Source organism: Mycoplasmopsis lipofaciens ATCC 35015 (assembly GCF_000686585.1).
Classification (GTDB): Bacteria; Bacillota_I; Bacilli_A; order Mycoplasmatales; family Metamycoplasmataceae; genus Mycoplasmopsis; species Mycoplasmopsis lipofaciens.
In genome coordinates this window covers 1-19,693 of sequence record NZ_JMKY01000001.1, presented here as the reverse complement: position 1 = coordinate 19,693, position 19,693 = coordinate 1, and the positions used below count along the sequence as shown (strand labels likewise).

Genomic DNA, 19,693 nt, shown 5'->3' with positions numbered 1-19,693 from the left:
CAGCTGGTTTTGTTGTTTTTTTAACAGTTACATTTTTTTCAACTTCTGGTTTCACTGTCACAACTTCTGGTTTTCCAACAGTTCTTGTTGAATATACAGAGGCATATGTACGATTTCTACGTTTTTCAAATTTTACATATCCTGTTATTAAAGCATAAAGTGTATCATCATTTCCACGTCCGCAATTTGTACCTGGAAAAATTTTTGTTCCTCTTTGACGGAAGATAATTGATCCAGCTGTACAAAATTGACCATCACCTAATTTAATTCCTAGTCTTTGACCGCGACTATCACGACCGTTACGGGTTGAACCACCGGCTTTCGTGTGTGCCATTTGACTATCCTACAATCTTTGTAATTTCAACACGTGTATAAGGTTGACGGTGTCCTAATTTACGTTTGTGGGTGCTTTTTGCATTATGACGATATACTACTATTTTTTTTGCTTTGCCTTGTTTTTGGATGATTCCTTCAACTTTGGCTCCTTTAAGATATGGTTTACCAATTTTTTCATTAACTAGTAAAACTTTGTCAAATAAAACTTTTGAACCTTCTTCACCTTCAATTTTTTCGATGAAAATAGTTTGTTTTTCTTTAACTAAAATTTGTTTGCCTCCAGTTTCGATAATAGCTAACATGCTTTATCCTCCTGAATTTTGTGGCTCATCCTAGAGGTGATGTATAAACATACTTAAAAAACCTGTTCAGAATGGTTACAAAAGTAACTTTCTAATTATAATTCAAAACCAATTAATAAAAAGAGATTTTTTATTTTTACATATACATTTAATAAATGCCCACTAATAAGCTAAATAAATAGATTTAATCTGTGATTCTTTTTTTGAAGCATCATTTCATTTTAGACTGCTATCTTTTGTTTTTATTTCTCCTGATGTAGACATAAACATTTTTATAATATTGCTAATAGCACTTACTCCTGAAATAACCATCGGCGCCAATGATAAAAAGACTGACATAGATCCTCCATAAATATTAGCTTGTTCGTCTTTAGTTAATTGCCTCATATTATGCATATCCACCCCTCCTTTCATAAATTGGTTTATTAAAAATTTGCAATAAAACAAAAAAGAAAAAAATTATTCTTTTTTGTTAAAAAATACAAAAAACAAGGCCTTTCATCCTTGTTAGTAATTAAAAATTTATTTTTTGTTTAATTGGCTTAATTGTTCATTTAGTTTTTTAAGTTCATCTAAAATCAACTCTTCATTTGTTGGTTTTGCTGGCTCTTCTAATTTAGGTGGGTTTTTACGAAGCTTTCTTTGTTTGTGCATGTTCACAAAAATAAAAACAACTCAAAGTCCTACAAATATAAATAATGCAACAATAATAAATGAAATTAATGCTGCTAAGAATTTACCATATAGAATTCCATATGCACTTAACCCTTCAACACTAGATTTTCCAAATGCATTTGCAATAGCAGCCATAATAATATCATTTGCAAATGACTTAACAACTTCATTAAATGCAGCACCTAAAAGTAAACCTATTGCCAACATGAACATATTGCCACGTTTTACAACGCTTCATGCGTCTTTTCTTGCTTGTTTAATCATGGTTTTACATTATAATCAAATAAATAAAAAATACAATAAAAAAATAATTGCGATTGCTCAACAATTATTTCATAAGTATTATCATTCAGAAATGAATGCTCCTGTACTATCTTTCATTTTACCTACAACAGCCAAAATAAAATCTATCAATAGTCAAAGTAAAATTCCGCCTCCAGTTAGTAATTTAAAAATGCCTAATAACACTCTTCCTGCATAAAATCTATCAACACCTAAAAATCCTAAAAAAAATGATAAAAGCACTAATGCTGTTCTACTTTTTGTTGATTTCATATATCCTCCTTCACAAATTTATTGACATTACTCAATAAACAGAAAATTAATTTTCTTTTATATTGTTATCTATATTTATTGGTTCGGTAATATCATTGTTTTCAGGTATAAATGGATTTTGTTCTATATTAGATTTGCTTTTTAAAATTAAAATTAGACCAATTATTGAACAAAGTGGAACAAAAAAACCCACAATAATTAAAACAAATGATGTTCTTAATTCTTCAAAACGAGAAATTTCAACTAGAGTTAAAATTTTATATACAAAGCTTGTAATAATAATACCTATTAAAACTAAATTAAAAAATAAAAGTAAACCTGTTGTTGGTAATATTGATAAAATAACTTTAGAATCCGAATTATTATTATTACTTACTGAAGTGGTTAAATTATAAAATGTAATCGATATTGATAAAAATTTTATAACTATTAAAACTATTGTAATAATTGCTAATATTAAAGCAATTTTTGCATATTTTTTTGCTTTTTTCATTTTATTTTTCCTCTCTTATTACATAATGCCAATAACTTAATTATATTAATTTTTAATAGAAAATAAATATTATTTAATTTTTTGAGTATTTTTTCTTTTTTTCTTTTTAGGTTTATTTTTTTGTATTTGTTTTGTATTTTTCGAAACAACAACCAATGCAGGTTTAATTAGGCGGTCGTAAAGTTTAAAACCAATTGAATTAACTTTCAATATACTATTTGGTTCAACCGTTTTATCTTCAATTACTTCGATAATTTTAGAAGTATCTGCATTAAAAATTTCTCCAACCTGTGGTTTTATTATTGAAACTCCATGATCTTTTAACACAGAATCAATCATTCCTATTACCATATCAAAACCCATTACATAATTTTGAACTAATGGATTATCACTATTTTTACCAGATTCACTTGCTACTTTTAAAGTAGTATACGGATTTAAAAAATCATCTAAAAATTTTTGTAAAGCAAATTTTTTTTGTTTGTCAATTTCCTCTTGTGGTACCGTTAGCCTTTCAACAACTTTAGAATCAGCTAACTTTTTCATTTCAATTTTCATTGCCAAAATATCTTGAACACATTTAGCATAATTTAATTTTAATTGTAAAAATTGTTTTGGTTCATATTCTTGTAAGTCTAATACAAATTTTACATTTTTATCCTTAACTTTTTCATCTGAAAAATTTTGATCAAATTGATAATTAAATTCATACTTCAACATGTATTTTTTATTAATTAAATTTGAATCGAAATTAGGTAAGAAAGAATTAGAACCTAAAATAATATCCACATTTTCTTTTGAATATAAATCAATTAAATGATCATTTTCATCAAAACATTTTATATTAACTTTAATTCCATCGCCTTCTAACAATTTTAGTTTATTAAAATCTGCAATCATTACTTTTCTCCTTTATTAGCAATTAAATCTTCTAGCATTTGAAGAGCTGTCAAGCCTTTTTCATAATTCATTCTTTTAGAACCAACCAATGCTATTTCTTTTATTTTGCCATCATATGCTATTTTTTTAGTAATAAATGTACTATTATCATTTCTTATTGAAATCTTTATTGGATCATCATCATTTGTGTTTGCTTCAATGGTTTGCCAAATGCTTTTTGTTTCAATTAAATTTAATATTTTAGTTAAATCTGGACGAGAAATATCGTCAGCCAAAATAATATTGCTTTTTCCATAAACAATATTTTCATTTTTAAGTTCAAAATCAAAAATATTGTTTACAAAACTTTCCATTATACTTTCATAATTTTTAACAACTTGCGATAGTATAGGTTTAAGTGATTCCGCTGTTGATTTTAATTTTAAAATAGGTATATCAATTAACCTTTCTTTAAAGATTCTAATCGATATTCTTAAATCTTCCATATTAACTTTATTTAAATCTAATGTAATGGTTTTATGTGTTACCTCGCCATAACTTGTAACCAATATTATAGTTCCTTCATTTTTAGTTAATGGTACAAGTTGAATGCTCTTAAGCGTTGCGTCTTCGTTAGTTTGACTCGTTATTAATGTTAAACCGACAGCTTCACTAATTGCATTAGCTGCTTCTTGAATAGTTGCATCAATATTAACTCTACGTTTAGCAAACAAATCTTTAACTCTATCTCTTAATTTATCAACATCATGAGTCACAATATTATTTGCATAATATTCATAACCTTTATTTGAAGGAATTCTTCCGCTAGAAGTATGAGTTTTTTCTAAAAAACCTAATTTTTCTAGTTCATTCATTATGTATCTTACTTTTGATGATGAAATATTTAAATTATATTTTTCTACCAAATTGTTACTCCCAATTGGGTATCCTTCTTCAATATAACTTTCAACAATATATTTAAATATATTTTGTTTTTCCTCAGTTAATATTTGTTTATTATCTACAATAATTTTATTTTTTTTCATAATTATAATTATATATGATTTTTAACATTCCAAATATGAGAGTGCTAAAAATAAAATTTGCTCTATTATGCTTTTTTATAGTATTTTTATTTAAGAAAAATATTTTTAAAAATTTATTTATTCGTAAAAGTGCTAAAAAAATTCTCCTTTAAAAAGAGAATTTTAAATTTGAATTATTTTTTTAAATTTTTTTGTGCTTTTGCAAGACGTTGATTAAATTTATCAACCATACCTGTTGCTTTTGTTTTTGTTCTGTCACCAGTATAAACTACATGACATCCTGAACAAACATCAACTGAAATAGATTTTTTAGTTGTACCAAATGTAAATTTTTTACCACATGTTGAACATGTTGTTTCAACTGTGTTATATTGTGGGTGAATATTTTTTTTCATAATATATTTCCTTCTTTAACTATTATTTTGAGTAAAATTCAACAATAAAGTTTTCTTTTACATTTGGATGGATTTCATTTCTTTCAGGCATTCTATCAAAAGTCAATTCAAAATCTTTTAATGTTAATCAAGCAGCAGCTTTAATATCTGACATATTAGCTACTATTTGAACATTTTTACGTGATTTTTCTTTTAAAACAATTTTATCACCAGGCTTAACAATCATTGATGGAATATTAGCTTTATGACCATTAAGTGTAAAATGACTATGACTTACCAATTGTCTTGCTTGTCTTCTAGTATTTGCAAAACCAGCACGATAAATAACATTATCTAAACGACTTTCTAATAATTGTAATAAGTTAGTACCTGCAACACCTTTAACTTTGATAGCTTGTTCATAAGCTTTACGCATTTGTTTTTCGTTAAGTCCATAAATAAATTTAACTTTTTGTTTTTCATATAAGTGTTGACCATAGTCAGATAATTTAACACGTTTATTACCATGTTGACCTGGAGCATAAGTACGTTTTTTGCCTTTAGCAAATTCTTTACCTGTTTCTAAAATTGAGAAACCATAACGACGTGATTTCTTAAATACAGGACCTCTATATCTCATAATTTCCTCTTTCTGCATAAAACATCAAAAGGGTTGATCTCTATACAAAACAATAAAGTTCTAATGATTTCAATTTTGCAGCAAATCTACTATCAACTCAATACGAAACATTATTTATTCTGCATATGAACAACTGCTGTAATATGCCTTTCAATTATATATTAAAAGTATTTTTATAGAAACATCTTTTTGACAAAAAAGTATAAAAAAATGGCGGAACAGAGAGGATTCGAACCTCCGCGGGTATTGCTACCCCTACAGTCTTAGCAGGACCGCCTCTTCGACCGACTTGAGTACTGTTCCATTTAGCAATGCTTATTATAGCAATTTTTTGAATTTAAAAAAACAAAAAACCTTGTCTAATGACTTTGGTTTTTTGTTTTCATACTAAATTATTAAATAGATCTAGATACTAAAATAGATTTTGTATCTGAAGGATCAGTTTTACTTGTTACTTTTATTACAAATTTAAAACTACCCTTTGTATATAGAGAAACATTTGCAATTAAAAATGGAGTTTCAAATTCATATATAAAATTACCTTTATCTTCATCATATCCTGGAACTAATGCACCATCATTTTTAATCATTTTAAAGAATTCTTTAGCTCGTTCAGCCGGTGATAAGGAATTAATTGTGTTTTTGATATCTAATAAATCTGTTCATCATGAACTAGAACTACTTAAATTATTAAATACGTAATCACCTATTTTAGTATATTTTCCAACATTTTTTACTAAAACTTTTTGAGTACTTTTTTTACCACTTTGTTTATCTGTTACATCGATAAACAAATTTAAATATTCTCTTTCTCCAAAATTTTCTTGTAATAATCTAAATTTTGAAATAACCGTAAGTTTTTCATCATGTAAAATATCATAAAAATTGTCTATATTAATATCTGGTTGTTTAAGCATATTAGCAATTGTTGATGCTAATTTTTTTCTAGTGTCATTATTTTCTGCATAAGGTAGATAACGTAAATAATTATCAAATATAAAATTAACATTTCCTAATTCTTTATTTTCTTCATTTTTATTAAATCCAATAAGAGTTATATTTTTAATTGTTTTTTCATTAGCATCATTTTTAGAAGTTTTAACCAAATTTAATGTTAATGAACCATTTGAAACATTAGCCATTGAGTTTTCTAAATCAAATGAATAATCATAATTTTCATCTAAATTAAGGGTATATCCAAATGAATTAAAATCATAATCATTTCTATATGTTAATAAATATTTACTATTTATATAATCCAATTGATCTTTGAAATTAGTTTTTTCTTTTAGGTTATCTAAAGCTTCTTGAGCGTTGTCAAAAACATCGCCTTTTAAAAGAGTGTTTATTTCGAATTCATTATTAAAAAATGTTTTTATTCAAAGATTATTAGTACCATCACCAAATCCTTCAAAAACAATATTTTCAGTTTTGATTTCGCCTGTTACATTATTAGTTTGAATAATAGGTATAGTTAATGTTCCTTTTAAATCATTAGCAATAATATTATTTTTATCTAATTCAAAAGATAAATAATAATTGCGATTTTCTAATGCTTCTTTCATTTTGGCAAAATCAAATGAATAGTCTTTATTTTGATAATCAAATTCGCCTTCAGTATATACATATTTCTTAAGAACTTCAAATTGTTCTACAAAAGTATTTTTTTGCTCCATTTCATGGATTATAGTATAAGGTTTTGTAAATTGCCCAATATCATTAATAAAATTCGGACTGGATTCTTTAGCTTTTAATGCACCAGCATATTTTTGAAAAGCCACTCCATCAATTACAAAATCTGTTGCTCAACCATTAATTCCGAATGATACATACTGTGTTTGATTTGTATTTAAATCTAAAACTCTTAAGTAGAAATGCACATTGGTAATTCCATGATCATGTGATTTATTAAAATCAAATTGAATTGTATATTTTGATTCATCTAATTCACCCTCTATAACCATATAACGCTTCATAAACTCTAATAATTGAGCAGTATCATTATTTACTTCTTCTGCTTTTTGTCTACCTAATTTTAGAAAATCAACACTAGTTATTGATTTTCCTGCTGCGGTTAATTCGGGTTTGAATAGTAATGTTCCATATTGTCTAGAAATTTGATCATTTCAGCCATTAGCATGATCATCTGAATACAATTCGTTATTATCACCAATACCTTTTATAACTTGTGAAATTCATTCAATTTCTCCAGTTTTTTTATTTTGACGACCAAACACATAATGAATTTCATGAGGATGAGCATGAGTATCATTAGAAACGATATAATTGTACTTATCATTATCTAATGTATATTCTATATCCACATATTCGTTTAATAAATTTAATTGTTTTTCAAATGTATCTTCTGAACGAATTTTAGCTGCTAAATCATCCGAGCTAATATTTTTAGCTTTGTCAGATAATGCAATACCTTGAATTATTAATGTTCCATTTCAAAATACTTGTTTTGCAAGATCAGAAAATTCGTGTTGAGTGGAATCATATGTATTATTTTTGCTTAAATCATTAATTACATAATAATAAGTTTTAGTTTTACCATCTTGAGTTTGGTCAATAGCTACTTTACAAATAACTTTTTTAGTTCCTTGTTTCTTATCATTAAATTCTGATTTTTCTTCATTAAATTCATAGTTAATATTAGAATCATATGTAATCTTATTAGTAGGTTCAGGAGAAGTAAATTTATTGATAAATTCAACTAATTCATTATTAGATTTATTTTTTAAATTTTCGTGAATATATGAAGGAAAGTAACCATAACCTAAATAATTTGCTTGTAAACTATAAGACTGTAATTCTAAAACTTTATTATCAGAAACAATTTTGGCATATTTATTTTGTAAATCTTGTAAAGCTTTTGTTAATTGTTCAGATGTGGCATTTGGATTTTTTCAAACCTTGTTTGCATCTTCTAAAGCATTATTAAACATTGTTTCTAAATCACTAGAATTTCATTGTACATTCATATCTAAATATTCATTAATTTTAGATTTTAAGTCACTTTTAGCTTTTATTAATTTAGGGTTTTTTGAAGTTGCACATGCAGCAGAAGCAAAAGCAACACTTAAAATTGATATACCTGCAAAAGGTATAATAAGTTTTTTTATTTTCATAGTAAAAATCTTTCTACATTTATTATTTTAAAAAATTATCTTATATGTACCAAGCACAATTGTGTCTATCTTGGATAAAAACATTATATATCAAATGATAAATTTTGTAAATTAGAAAGTGGAAAATGTTATTTTTATATCATTTTTAAATGATAAAATATATTTTATATGCAATATTACTTAGAAAATTAATCAACAATAGACTGAAGGTATAAAATGAAATCAAAATATATAAAAAATAATCAACTTAGAAAAAATGATGTTGGAAAAATAGTAACACTACATGGTTTTGTTGCTAATAAAAGAAGATTTGGTGAATTAACATTTATAGATCTTAGAGATAGATATGGAATTACACAATGCGTTTTTAAAAAGGATATTAATATTAGCAAAGAAAGTGTTATTGAAATCACAGGCGAAGTTATTCTTAGAAAACAAAGCAATCCAAATATTGAAACTGGAGAAATTGAAATAATGGTTTCTAATTACACTATTTTTTCTGAATCTAAAGAAGAATTACCATTTCAAATTAGAGATGATATAGTTGTAAATGAAGATTTAAGAATGAAATACAGATTTTTAGATTTAAGAAGAAAAAAAATGATGAATAACATAATACTAAAAGATAAAATTATGTTTGCTATTCGTGAATTTATGCATAAAAATGAATTTATTGATATCGAAACTCCTATGCTTGCAAAAAGCACGCCTGAAGGTGCAAGAGATTTTTTGGTTCCTACACGTAAAAAAAATGAATTTTGAGCACTTCCCCAAAGTCCACAACTATTTAAACAAGTTTTAATGATTTCTGGATTTGAAAAATATTACCAATTTGCACGTTGTTTTAGAGATGAAGATAGCAGAAAAGATAGACAACCCGAATTTACACAATTAGATATAGAAACATCATTTTTAAATGTAGAAGATTTTCAAAAATACATTGAACAATTATTTGTTCACATATTTAAAACAATTAATATTGAAATTAAAGTACCTTTTAAAAGAATAAAATATTTTGATGCTTTAGAAAAATATGGAACAGATAAACCAGATTTAAGGTTTGATTATACAATTAAAACTATTCCTTATTTTTGTTCTAATGAAAATTTCGACATTATAAATAAGGCAAATTGCAAAAGAATGTTATTTGTAGATACGCTTATAACTAAAAAAGATTTTAAACATTTAGAAGAAATTGCTAAAAAAAATAAGGCAAATATCTTATTTTATTTTGTTTATGAAAATGAACAAATTATTCACACTAATTTTGCAAAAAAAGTGCCTGAAAGTATAAAAGAATTAGTTAATAATAACAATAATAAAAATGGTACCTACTTCATTGTTGCCAACACGTATGAAAACGCCTCACAAGCATTAGGAGCTGTAAGAGTTGAATTAAATGAATTGTTTAATTATGCAAGAAATGAATTTAATTTATCATGAATTACTGACTGACCTATGTTTGAATATATTGAAGAAGAAAATAGATGACAAGCAGCACATCACCCTTTTACTCAATTTGACCATAAAATAGATGAATTAGATAAAATGGAATTAAAAGATATTAAGGCCAAATCATATGATTTAGTATTAAATGGTTTTGAATTAGGTTCGGGTTCTGCAAGAATTTTCGATCAAAAAACCCAACAAAAAATGTTTGAGTTAATAGGAATGGACAAAAATACTCAAAAAAATATGTTCGGATGATTTTTAGAATCTCTTGAATATGGTGTTCCACCGCATTGTGGAATAGGTTTAGGACTTGATAGATTGATGATGATTTTAACTAATGTAAAAACAATTAGAGATGTTATTGCTTTTCCAAAAAACGCAAAAAGTCAAGATGTATTTACTGGAGCACCCAATGAAGTCATTAAAGAACAATTAAATGAATTACATTTAAAAATAAATGAAAAATAAAAAAATAAAAGCTTACTCCTTTTAAACGAATGTAAGCTTTTATTTTTTAAATTCTTTTCATTTACTTCTAGCTATTTTTTTAAACTTTCTTATCATAAAATTATTTTTTTGATTTTGAATAAAATGAAGTTTCATTTCTTTGTTATTTATTAATTTTTTCTTTTCATCTTTTTCAACAAAAATGGAATAAATTAAATTTAAAGCTATTAGAATACAAGCTGTAATTATATATGTATCTGCAAAATTATATGTACCTAAAACTCTTCCTCTTCATCTTTCAATAAAAGGCGTTCATATAATATCTTTTACTTTTCCTTCAAAAATAAAACGATCTAGCATATTGCCCATATCACCAGCCAATATAAAACCAATAACAATTAATACAAATAAATTATCTGTAAATAATGGCACAACTAAAATAGCTAACATAATAATTACACTTATAATTTGAATAAATACAATTACTGATTTTGTTTTAAAAGGAATAATCGTAACTCCATAATGATAGACGCTACGAAATCCAATGAAACCATAATTAATAGTCTTACTTGGATCCAATTCTCATGCACCTTTTGCTGAATTAAAAGGCGAAACTTCAAAAATAAACGTTTTTGTAAGTTGATCAATAAGTAATAAAACAATACATACACTCAATAAAATTGCGTATTTTACAAATAAATCTGAAGGATTTTGTTTAATTTTTTGAGATATTGTTTGCTTTATTAAATCAATTTTTCCTCAAAACCCTCTATTAGGAGATAAACCATTAACTTCTCTACTCATTATTTTTTATAAACCACCTTATGACATAAAGGACAAACTTCATCTTTTATTTGTGATGCAAAAAAATGATTTCAACAACGTGCACATTTAACTGAATCAAAAACATCTACCTCTGTTTTTGAACCAAATTCGATAAGACCAACCATAAATAATTGACGTAAATCTAATGACTTAATAAAATTACTTTTTGTATTTAATGTCAATTTAGCCTCATTCGTTCTTTTAATTTTTCCTTCTTTAATAGCTTGTTCTAATAAAATATTAACTTCATCACGTAGTTCGAAAAATTCTTTCCATTGTTCAAAAATATTATCGTCAACTTCCTCATAAGTTTTAATATCCTCTAAATGAACAGATTCTTTTTTATCCATCTTATTAAAATGAAAATATGCGTCTTCTGCAGTAGTTGGCAATATAGGAGCAATTGCTGTAATTATAAATTCTACTATTTCATAAATATTAGTCAATGTCATAATACGTTCAGAACTATTAATAACATCAACATATAAAATATCTTTAGTTATATTCAAATAAAAACTAGATAAATCAATAACATAATTATTTAAAATTTTAACAACACTTAAAAATCTAAATTCATCATATGCTTTTAGAACATTCTTTTTAATTTTTTCTAATTCAGCCTTAATATATGCATGAACACCAGTTCTTTCAACTGATGGATCATAAACAAAATCATTTAAATTACCTAATAAAAATTTAATAGTATTTCTTATTTTTCTATAAATTTCACTATTTTGATTCAAAATGTTGTCGCTTATAGAAATGTCATTTGTATATTCACTATTAGCTGCTCATAAACGTAAAATATCTGCACCATACTTGTTAATAATTTTTAAAGGATCAACAACATTTCCTTTGCTTTTTGACATTTTTTCGCCTTTTGCATCTAAAACAAAACCGTGACTAAGCAAATTTTTATATGGAGAAACACCAAAATAAGCAACAGAATTAATTAATGAAGAGTTAAATCAACCTCTAAATTGATCGCTTCCTTCTAAATATAAATCATAAGGAGGTTTTAAATTAGGTTCAATTTCAACTGCTAAAGAAGTAGAACCTGAATCAAATCAAACATCCATTATATCCATTTCTTTTGTATACCCTAAATTACGATATTTTTTAGGTAATAAATCATCTGCCTCTTTTTCTCATCAAATATTAGCACCATTAAGTTCAATTAAATTTATAACATGATCAAAAATATCTTCTTTTAATACTGGTTTATTATTTTTATCATAAAAAATAATTAAAGGAACTCCTCACGTTCTTTGACGACTGATAGTTCAATCATTACGATCTTTTATCATATTTAATAATCTTTTTTTAGCTCAATCTGGATATGTATTAACTTTTTCTAACTCACTTAATATTTGTTCTCTTATTTTATCTATAGACACAAATCATTGAGGAGTTCCTCTATATAAGATTGGTTTATGTGTTCTTCAATCATGTGGATATGAGTGTTTAATTTTTCCATCATATAGTAAGGTTTTAGTTTCTTTTAAATCTTCAATTATTTGTTTATTTGCTTTTTCATAAAATTGACCTGAATATTTACCACCATCTTCATTGATTACACCATCATCTTTAATATGCATAATCATTTTTAAAGAATGTTTTATTCCAATTTGAAAATCGTCTTCTCCAAATAAAGGTGCCATATGAACTAAACCTGAACCTGATTCTAAAGTAACATGATGTCCATAAACAATTGGACATTTATTGTTATTAATAGGTGATAGATAAGTACAATTTACTAATTCGCTACTATTGAATACTGAAACTATTTTATAATTTTTTCAACCTAATTGTTCTGTAACTTTTGTAACAAGTTCCTCAGCAATTATAAAAAATTTATTATTATATTCAATTCTTGAATATTTAAATTTTTCTCCAACTGCAACACCAGAATTAGCAATTAATGTTCATGGTGTTGTTGTCCAAATAATTAAATAATCACCATTTAAAATTTTTTGACTTTTTAAGTTATCGACTATTTTGAAAGATACAAAAATAGAAGGAGATTCAACATCTTTGTATTCAACTTCTGCTTCCGCAAGAGCTGATTGACTAGATGGAGATCAATAAACAGGCTTTAAGCCTTTATATATAAGTCCATTAAATACCATTTTTTTAAATAATTTTAATTGGCTAGCTACAAATCCCGGTTCCATTGTAATGTAATATTTTTTAAAATCACTAAGCATTTGCATTTTTTTAAATTGCTCTGCTTGTTTGTGAACTTGTTCTAATGCATATTGTCCAGCTTTTTTTCTTAATTCTAATGGTGCAAGAGTTTTATAATTCAAATTTGCATCCTTAAGCATTTTATGTTCAATTGGGAGACCATGAGTATCTCAACCTGGAACATATGGTGAATAATATCCTCTCATTGATTTGTAACGAACAATAATATCTTTAAGAATTTTGTTTAAAGCATGTCCAATGTGCAAATTTCCATTAGCATATGGTGGACCATCATGCAAAATAAATTTAGGATTATTTTTATTTTTATCTAAAACCTTGTTATATATATCTTTATCCAATCATTGCTGTCTAAATAATGGTTCTTTTTTAATTAAATTTGCTCTCATTTCAAAATTTGTTTTGGGCATATTTAACGTTTTTTTATAATCTATTTCTGCCATATTAATTCTCCTTCTTATTATTATTTTTAATAATTGATTTTAAATATGAATCAAATAATTTATTTGATGTTAAAACTCTTGTTGTGAATTCAGGATGGTATTGAACACCTAAAAAAAATGGATGATTTTTTACTTCACATATTTCAGCTACATTTTCATCAGGTTTATAACCACTAAATATAAAATCATTTGTTTGCAATTTATTTAAGAAATCATGATTTACTTCATATCTATGTCTATGACGTTCATAAAATATATCATTTCCATAAATTTTATTAGCTAATGTTTTTCTTTTAGTTTTAATTTTGTCCTCACCTAAACGTAATGTTCCACCTATTGGTTGTTTTTCACCATTTTCATAAAATGGAGTTAGAACAAATGTTTGAGAATTGGTTTGATTGTCAAACTCCTTGCTATTTGCATTAACATAACCCATTCTTCTAGCTTGCTCAACCACCATTGCTTGAAAACCTAAACAAATTCCCAACGTTGGTATTTTTTTATCACGGCAATAGCTAGCTACCATAACTTTCGCTTCAAAACCTCTTCTGCCAAATCCAGGCAAAATCATTACGCCATCATATTTTTTCAATTGAAAGTTAATATTTTTTTGAGTTATATCATCCGCATTAATTAAATCATATTCCAATTCTACATTTTGATGAACAGATGAAATTTTAAGGGATGAAATTATTGAAAGATATGCATCTTCTAAGTCAGTATATTTACCTACCAATAATAATTTTATTTTATATTTTTTCTTTGCCAAATACTTCTTAACAAATAATTCTCATTGAAGAAACTTAGAATCGTCTACTTTTTTTGTAATTCCAAAATGTTTATAAATAATTTCTAAAATTCCTTGTTCCTTTAAATAAAGTGGAATTGAATAAATATTTGCCTTGTCAGGAATATTAATAACTTGTGATGAATCTAAAAAACTTGATTCTGCAACTTTATCTATTATTTTATTGTCTATTTCACCTTGAGATCTTAATAATAATAAATTAGGATTAATTCCAAAACTTCTTAAAGAAGCAATTGAAACTTGTGATGGTTTAGATTTGTATTCATGCGAAGCTGTTAAATATGGAATAAAAGCCAAATGAGCAAATAAAACTAAATTAGGATACAAACTTGCAAATTTACTCATTGCATAAATATATGGACTACTTTCAATGTCACCAACAGTTCCTCCAATTTCAATTAATACAAAATCAGGTTGCTTAGTTTTGGCAATATTTTCAATTATTGTAATTATTTCATTTATAACATGTGGTACTATTTGAACAGTTTTACCACCATATTCACCATTTCTTTCTTTTTCAAATATCTTAGTATAAATTCTACCGCTTGTATAATTGCTTTCTTTTGATAAGGAAACATCTATAAATCTTTCATAATGACCCAAATCTAAATCCGTTTCACCACCATCTGCAGTAACATAAACTTCTCCATGTTCAATGGGTGACATTACTCCAGGATCAATATTTAAATAAGGATCTAATTTTAAAGCAAAAACACTAAAACCTTGAGCCTTTAGTAAATTACCTATACTTGCAGAAGTTACTCCCTTACCTAAACCTGAAAGCACTCCTCCAGTTGTTACAATAAATTTTGTCATTATATCTCCTAACTTAATTATTATTAATATTTATATTAATAATATTATAAAATAATACTATTTTTTCAAAAAAACCATTATTCTTTATTTATAGTGCTGTTAAAAAATGACAAAAAACACTTATTTTTATATTAAATGAAAAAAATAGAAAATAAAAAAACTTCGTATAAACGAAGTACATTTTCAAAATGATATGGTGGCTCCGGCAGGAATCGAACCAGCGACACACGGAGCTTCAATCCGTTGCTCTACCTACTGAGCTACAGAGCCATGGCGGTCCAGACGGGAATTGAACCCGCGATCTCCTCCGTGACAGGGAGGCGTATTAAACCACTTTACCACTGGACCATATTGGTGGCGGAGGTTGGACTCGAACCAACGACCTCAGGGTTATGAGCCCTGCGAGATACCGACTTCTCCACTCCGCGAGATGTTACATTTTGAATTTTATTTTTGGGTGTTCCTAGTTGTAATTAGGAACAAATGGCGGGTGATGAGGGATTTGAACCCCCGCGGGCCGTGAAGCCCCTGCTAGTTTTCAAGACTAGTCCCTTCAGCCAGGCTTGGGTAATCACCCATGGTGGACCTAACTGGATTCGAACCAGTAGCCAACCGGTTATGAGCCGGTTGCTCTAACCGTTGAGCTATAGGTCCTTAAACAGTTAGATTTGTTTCCAAATATGGTAGCGTCGATGAGAGTCGAACTCATGACCTTCCGGGTATGAACCGGATGCTCTAACCAACTGAGCTACAACGCCAAATGGTGGAGGATATGGGATTCGAACCCACCACCCCCTGCGTGCAAGGCAGGTGCTCTAGCCAAATGAGCTAATCCCCCTGGTGAAGAAGACAGGATTTGAACCTGCGACCACTACGTCCCAAACGTAGCGCTCTGCCAAGCTGAGCTACTTCTCCTGATTTTCAATCCTTTACTTGTATAAAGGCAATAATAATTATAGCATAATGTATTATAAATAAAATCATTATTTAATAAATATTTTTACTATTATTTTGTTGCTTAAAAAACTATTTTTTAGATATATTGGTAAAATTGATTTTTATTTCTTTATATTTTATTTATTTTTTTATAATTTAATTACTATATTTGAAAGGAAATCATCTATGAATTCAAAATCAAAAATTACAAAAGAAATATTTGACAAACTGGAAACATTTGTTTTTGATATGGATGGAACATTATTAAATGATCAAAAATATCTAATAAGAGAAAACATTGATTTTATAAACAAATTACATAAATTAAACAAAAGAGTTATTATAGCTACTGGTAGACCTATTTTTACATTGAAGAACTATTTAGAAGAATTAAATATAAAAACTCCGATTATATGTGCTAATGGTGGTATTATTCACGATAACAAAAGTTTTAAAGTAAAAGATTTTTTCCCAATTGATAAAGATGAAGTAAAAATAATATTTAATTTTTTACAAGAAAATAATTACACCTTCTTTATTTATACATCAAAAAAAATGTTAGGTTTCAGAAAAGATAAAAGTGCTTTGTTTAAAGAAAGAAATTATAAAGAAATTTTAAATAAAAATGAATATCAAGAAGATGTAAAACTTGATTCATTTATAGAAGAAGGTGTTTGTAAATTTTTAATTAATTTTAAAGATGACAATGAAAAAATTCAATTAAAAAATATGGTTGATAATTTAAAAAATGCAATTGGTTTAATATCTCAAAAAAATTTATTTGATATTATTTCCACAAAATGTTCTAAAGGCAATGCTATAATTGCATTATCTAAAAGCTTAAAATTTAACTTAGAAAAAACTATATCATTTGGAGATGCAGACAATGATATAAGTATGTTTAATATTACCAAGTACTCGTATTCACCAGCAAATTCAAGCAATAAGGCAAAAAAATATTCAACATTTCATAGTAATAAAACTAATAATGAAAATTGAATTGAAGAAGCATTTAAATCATTTATTTAATAAATAAAATTTTAAAAACACAAACAAAAATAATGTTTGTGTTTTTAAAATAAAAAAATGCCTTTCGGCACAAATTATTCTCTGAAAACTGAATAGTAATTATTTATATGTCATATATACGGTTCATTGAAATGTCTAACAATACACATTACTTTTAAACCGTTCGATTTATTAGTATTGGTCAGCTCAACACATTACTGTGCTTACACCTCCAACCTATCAACCTCATAGTCTATAAGGAATCTCAAGGGAATACTTATCTCTGAGGAGGCTTCCCACTTAGATGCTTTCAGCGGTTATCCTTTCCGTACTTAGCTACCCAGCTATGCTCCTGGCGGAACAACTGGAACACCAGTGGTACGTCCACTCCGGTCCTCTCGTACTAAGAGCGGCTCTCATCAATATTCCAACGCCCACATCAGATAGGGACCAAACTGTCTCACGACGTTTTGAACCCAGCTCGCGTACCGCTTTAATGGGCGAACAGCCCAACCCTTGGAACCGACTCCAGCTCCAGGATGCGATGAGCCGACATCGAGGTGCCAAACCTTGCCGTCGATGTGATCTCTTGGGCAAGATAAGCCTGTTATCCCCAGGGTAACTTTTATCCGTTGAGCGACTGCCATTCCACAATGTACAGCCGGATCACTAAGTCCTGCTTTCGCACCTGCTCGACTTGTAAGTCTCACAGTCAAGCACACTTCTACCTTTGCGCTCTACATACGGTTTCTGACCGTACTGAGTGTACCTTTGAACGCCTCCGTTACTCTTTAGGAGGCGACCGCCCCAGTCAAACTACCCATCACGCACTGTCCTCCTACCTGATTATGATAGCAAGTTAGAAACTCAATATAACAAGGGTGGTATTTCAAGGATGACTCCACTGTTACTAGCGTCCCAGTTTCAACGTCTCCCACCTATCCTACACATGTTAGACCAAATTTCAATACGAAATTGTAGTAAAGCTCCATGGGGTCTTTTCGTCTTGATGCGGGTACCCAGCGTTTTCACTGGGACCATAATTTCACCGAGTCTAGTGTTGAGACAGTTGAGAGATCATTGCGCCTTTCGTGCAGGTCAGTATTTAGCCGACAAGGAATTTCGCTACCTTAGGACCGTTATAGTTACGGCCGCCGTTCACCCGGGCTTCATTTCAACGCTTCGCATAAGCTAACGCATCCACTTAACCTTCGGGCACTGGGCAGGCTTCACCCCCTATACATCACCTTGCGGTTTAGCAGAGAGCTGTGTTTTTGATAAACAGTTGCCCCTCATAATTTACTGTGACCTATGTGTTACCATAGGTGCCCCTTCTCGCGAACTTACGGGGTCATTTTGCAGAGTTCCTTAACACTAGTTTTCTCGCTCGCCTTAGAATACTCATCTTGGGGACGTGTGTCCGTTCTCGGTACAGGTTTCCATATATTTAAAGTTTAGAAGCTTTTCTAGGAAGCGTGAACTCATCTAATTCGCTTGCGCTATGCCACTCCTCCCGGTTATGAATTACGGATTTGCCAATAATTCCCAGTTGAAGTTTACCCCACAATCCAGTAAGTGGTAAGACTATCCTTCTCCGTCACTCCATCACATATATAGAAAGTACAGGAATATTAACCTGTTGTCCATCGATTACGCTTTTCAGCCTCACCTTAGGACCTGACTAACCCTGGGTGGACGAACCTTGCCCAGGAAACCTTCCCCAATAGGCGTCGTAGATTCTCACTACGAATCGTTACTCATACCGGCATTCTCACTTCTTAGCGCTCCACCAGTCCTCACGGTCTGACTTCATTGCCCTAAGAACGCTCCTCTAACGTACATAATTGTACCCGTGGCTTCGGTATCGTGTTTTAGTCCCGTTAAATTGTTGGCGCAAGATCTCTTGACTAGTGAGCTATTACGCACTCTTTAAAAGATGGCTGCTTCTGAGCCAACTTCCTAGTTGTTTATGAAATCTCACAACCTTTCTCACTTAACACGATTTTGGGACCTTAGCCGACGATCTGGGTTGTTACCCTCGCGAGCCGGGACGTTAGCACCCCGGTTCCGACTGCATGACAGTACACAATGGTATTCGGAGTTTGATTATAGTCAGTACCGCTAGGCGCGGCCATTCCATATTCAGTGCTCTACCACCAAAGTTTAACATCACACGCTAGCCCTAAAGCTATTTCGAGGAGAACCAGCTATCTCCAAGTTCGATTGGAATTTCTCCGCTATTCACAAGTCATCCGGGCACTTTTCAGCGTACTACGGTTCGGTCCTCCACTTGGGATTAGCCAAGCTTCAACCTGCTCA

Annotated in this window: 15 protein-coding genes, 9 tRNA genes, 1 rRNA gene and 1 pseudogene; 2 read left to right on the top strand and 24 right to left on the bottom strand. The window is 28.7% G+C overall.

What is annotated here, in order from left to right; translation table 4 throughout:
• Positions 1–82: 82 nt before the first annotated feature.
• The 12 genes and pseudogenes from rpmA to T388_RS0100075 all read right to left on the bottom strand — a co-directional run.
• Positions 83–334: pseudogene (gene rpmA, locus T388_RS0100130) on the bottom strand (50S ribosomal protein L27); the annotation flags it as partial.
• Positions 335–338: 4 nt separating this feature from the next.
• Entirely contained in the window at positions 339–638 is a 300-nt protein-coding gene (gene rplU / locus T388_RS0100125) for a 50S ribosomal protein L21 (RefSeq protein ID WP_027120331.1), read from the bottom strand.
• A 162-nt stretch (positions 639–800) separates the two neighbouring features.
• The gene (locus tag T388_RS0100120) at positions 801–1,034 is read right to left on the bottom strand and encodes a hypothetical protein (RefSeq protein WP_027120330.1); all 234 of its coding nucleotides are present in this window, start codon (positions 1,032–1,034) and stop codon (positions 801–803) included.
• 126 nt (positions 1,035–1,160) lie between these two features.
• Positions 1,161–1,577, bottom strand: coding sequence for a large conductance mechanosensitive channel protein MscL (locus T388_RS0100115; protein WP_027120329.1), 417 nt, complete (start codon positions 1,575–1,577; stop codon positions 1,161–1,163).
• Between the two features lie 78 nt (positions 1,578–1,655).
• Positions 1,656–1,868, bottom strand: a complete 213-nt coding sequence (locus tag T388_RS0100110) for a TM2 domain-containing protein (RefSeq protein WP_027120328.1) — start codon at positions 1,866–1,868, stop codon at positions 1,656–1,658.
• 46 nt (positions 1,869–1,914) lie between these two features.
• Positions 1,915–2,361: a hypothetical protein gene (locus tag T388_RS0100105; RefSeq protein ID WP_027120327.1), complete on the bottom strand. Its 447-nt coding sequence runs from the start codon at positions 2,359–2,361 to the stop codon at positions 1,915–1,917.
• A gap of 69 nt (positions 2,362–2,430) precedes the next feature.
• Entirely contained in the window at positions 2,431–3,261 is an 831-nt protein-coding gene (gene grpE / locus T388_RS0100100) for a nucleotide exchange factor GrpE (RefSeq protein ID WP_027120326.1), read from the bottom strand.
• The gene (gene hrcA / locus T388_RS0100095) at positions 3,261–4,286 is read right to left on the bottom strand and encodes a heat-inducible transcriptional repressor HrcA (protein ID WP_051586169.1); all 1,026 of its coding nucleotides are present in this window, start codon (positions 4,284–4,286) and stop codon (positions 3,261–3,263) included. The genes grpE and hrcA overlap by 1 nt, the downstream gene beginning before the upstream one ends.
• Before the next feature lie 173 nt (positions 4,287–4,459).
• Positions 4,460–4,681: a 50S ribosomal protein L31 gene (gene rpmE, locus T388_RS0100090; protein WP_027120324.1), complete on the bottom strand. Its 222-nt coding sequence runs from the start codon at positions 4,679–4,681 to the stop codon at positions 4,460–4,462.
• A gap of 22 nt (positions 4,682–4,703) precedes the next feature.
• The gene (gene rpsD, locus T388_RS0100085) at positions 4,704–5,303 is read right to left on the bottom strand and encodes a 30S ribosomal protein S4 (RefSeq protein WP_027120323.1); all 600 of its coding nucleotides are present in this window, start codon (positions 5,301–5,303) and stop codon (positions 4,704–4,706) included.
• Between the two features lie 208 nt (positions 5,304–5,511).
• Positions 5,512–5,603, bottom strand: a tRNA-Ser gene (locus T388_RS0100080).
• A 92-nt stretch (positions 5,604–5,695) separates the two neighbouring features.
• A complete protein-coding gene (locus T388_RS0100075) occupies positions 5,696–8,434 on the bottom strand; it encodes a hypothetical protein (protein WP_027120322.1) in 2,739 nt (912 codons plus the stop codon).
• 216 nt (positions 8,435–8,650) lie between these two features.
• Between T388_RS0100075 and aspS the strand changes: the two genes are divergently transcribed.
• Positions 8,651–10,354, top strand: a complete 1,704-nt coding sequence (gene aspS, locus T388_RS0100070; protein ID WP_027120321.1) for an aspartate--tRNA ligase — start codon at positions 8,651–8,653, stop codon at positions 10,352–10,354.
• 39 nt (positions 10,355–10,393) lie between these two features.
• Here the strand turns inward: aspS and T388_RS03600 are convergent, their stop codons facing one another.
• From T388_RS03600 to T388_RS0100015, 11 genes are all read right to left on the bottom strand, one after another.
• The gene (locus T388_RS03600) at positions 10,394–11,137 is read right to left on the bottom strand and encodes a signal peptidase II (RefSeq protein WP_051586168.1); all 744 of its coding nucleotides are present in this window, start codon (positions 11,135–11,137) and stop codon (positions 10,394–10,396) included.
• Positions 11,137–13,806, bottom strand: coding sequence for an isoleucine--tRNA ligase (ileS, locus tag T388_RS0100060; RefSeq protein WP_027120320.1), 2,670 nt, complete (start codon positions 13,804–13,806; stop codon positions 11,137–11,139). The genes T388_RS03600 and ileS overlap by 1 nt, the downstream gene beginning before the upstream one ends.
• A 1-nt stretch (position 13,807) precedes the next feature.
• Complete coding sequence (locus tag T388_RS0100055; protein ID WP_036456744.1) at positions 13,808–15,430, bottom strand: CTP synthase; 1,623 nt, start codon at positions 15,428–15,430, stop codon at positions 13,808–13,810.
• Between the two features lie 194 nt (positions 15,431–15,624).
• A tRNA-Phe gene (locus T388_RS0100050) sits at positions 15,625–15,700 on the bottom strand.
• A gap of 1 nt (position 15,701) precedes the next feature.
• A tRNA-Asp gene (locus T388_RS0100045) sits at positions 15,702–15,778 on the bottom strand.
• A gap of 4 nt (positions 15,779–15,782) precedes the next feature.
• Positions 15,783–15,858, bottom strand: a tRNA-Met gene (locus T388_RS0100040).
• Between the two features lie 56 nt (positions 15,859–15,914).
• Positions 15,915–16,007 (bottom strand) — tRNA-Ser (locus tag T388_RS0100035).
• 1 nt (position 16,008) lies between these two features.
• A tRNA-Ile gene (locus T388_RS0100030) sits at positions 16,009–16,084 on the bottom strand.
• Positions 16,085–16,111: 27 nt separating this feature from the next.
• Positions 16,112–16,188: transfer RNA gene (locus tag T388_RS0100025), tRNA-Met, on the bottom strand.
• A 3-nt stretch (positions 16,189–16,191) separates the two neighbouring features.
• Positions 16,192–16,268 (bottom strand) — tRNA-Ala (locus tag T388_RS0100020).
• Positions 16,269–16,345, bottom strand: a tRNA-Pro gene (locus T388_RS0100015).
• Positions 16,346–16,552: 207 nt separating this feature from the next.
• On the opposite strand from T388_RS0100015, the gene T388_RS0100010 reads away from it, so the two are divergent.
• Positions 16,553–17,395, top strand: a complete 843-nt coding sequence (locus T388_RS0100010) for a Cof-type HAD-IIB family hydrolase (RefSeq protein WP_027120318.1) — start codon at positions 16,553–16,555, stop codon at positions 17,393–17,395.
• 150 nt (positions 17,396–17,545) lie between these two features.
• On the opposite strand, the gene T388_RS0100005 is transcribed toward T388_RS0100010, so the two are convergent.
• Positions 17,546–19,693, bottom strand: a 23S ribosomal RNA gene (locus tag T388_RS0100005); the annotation flags it as partial.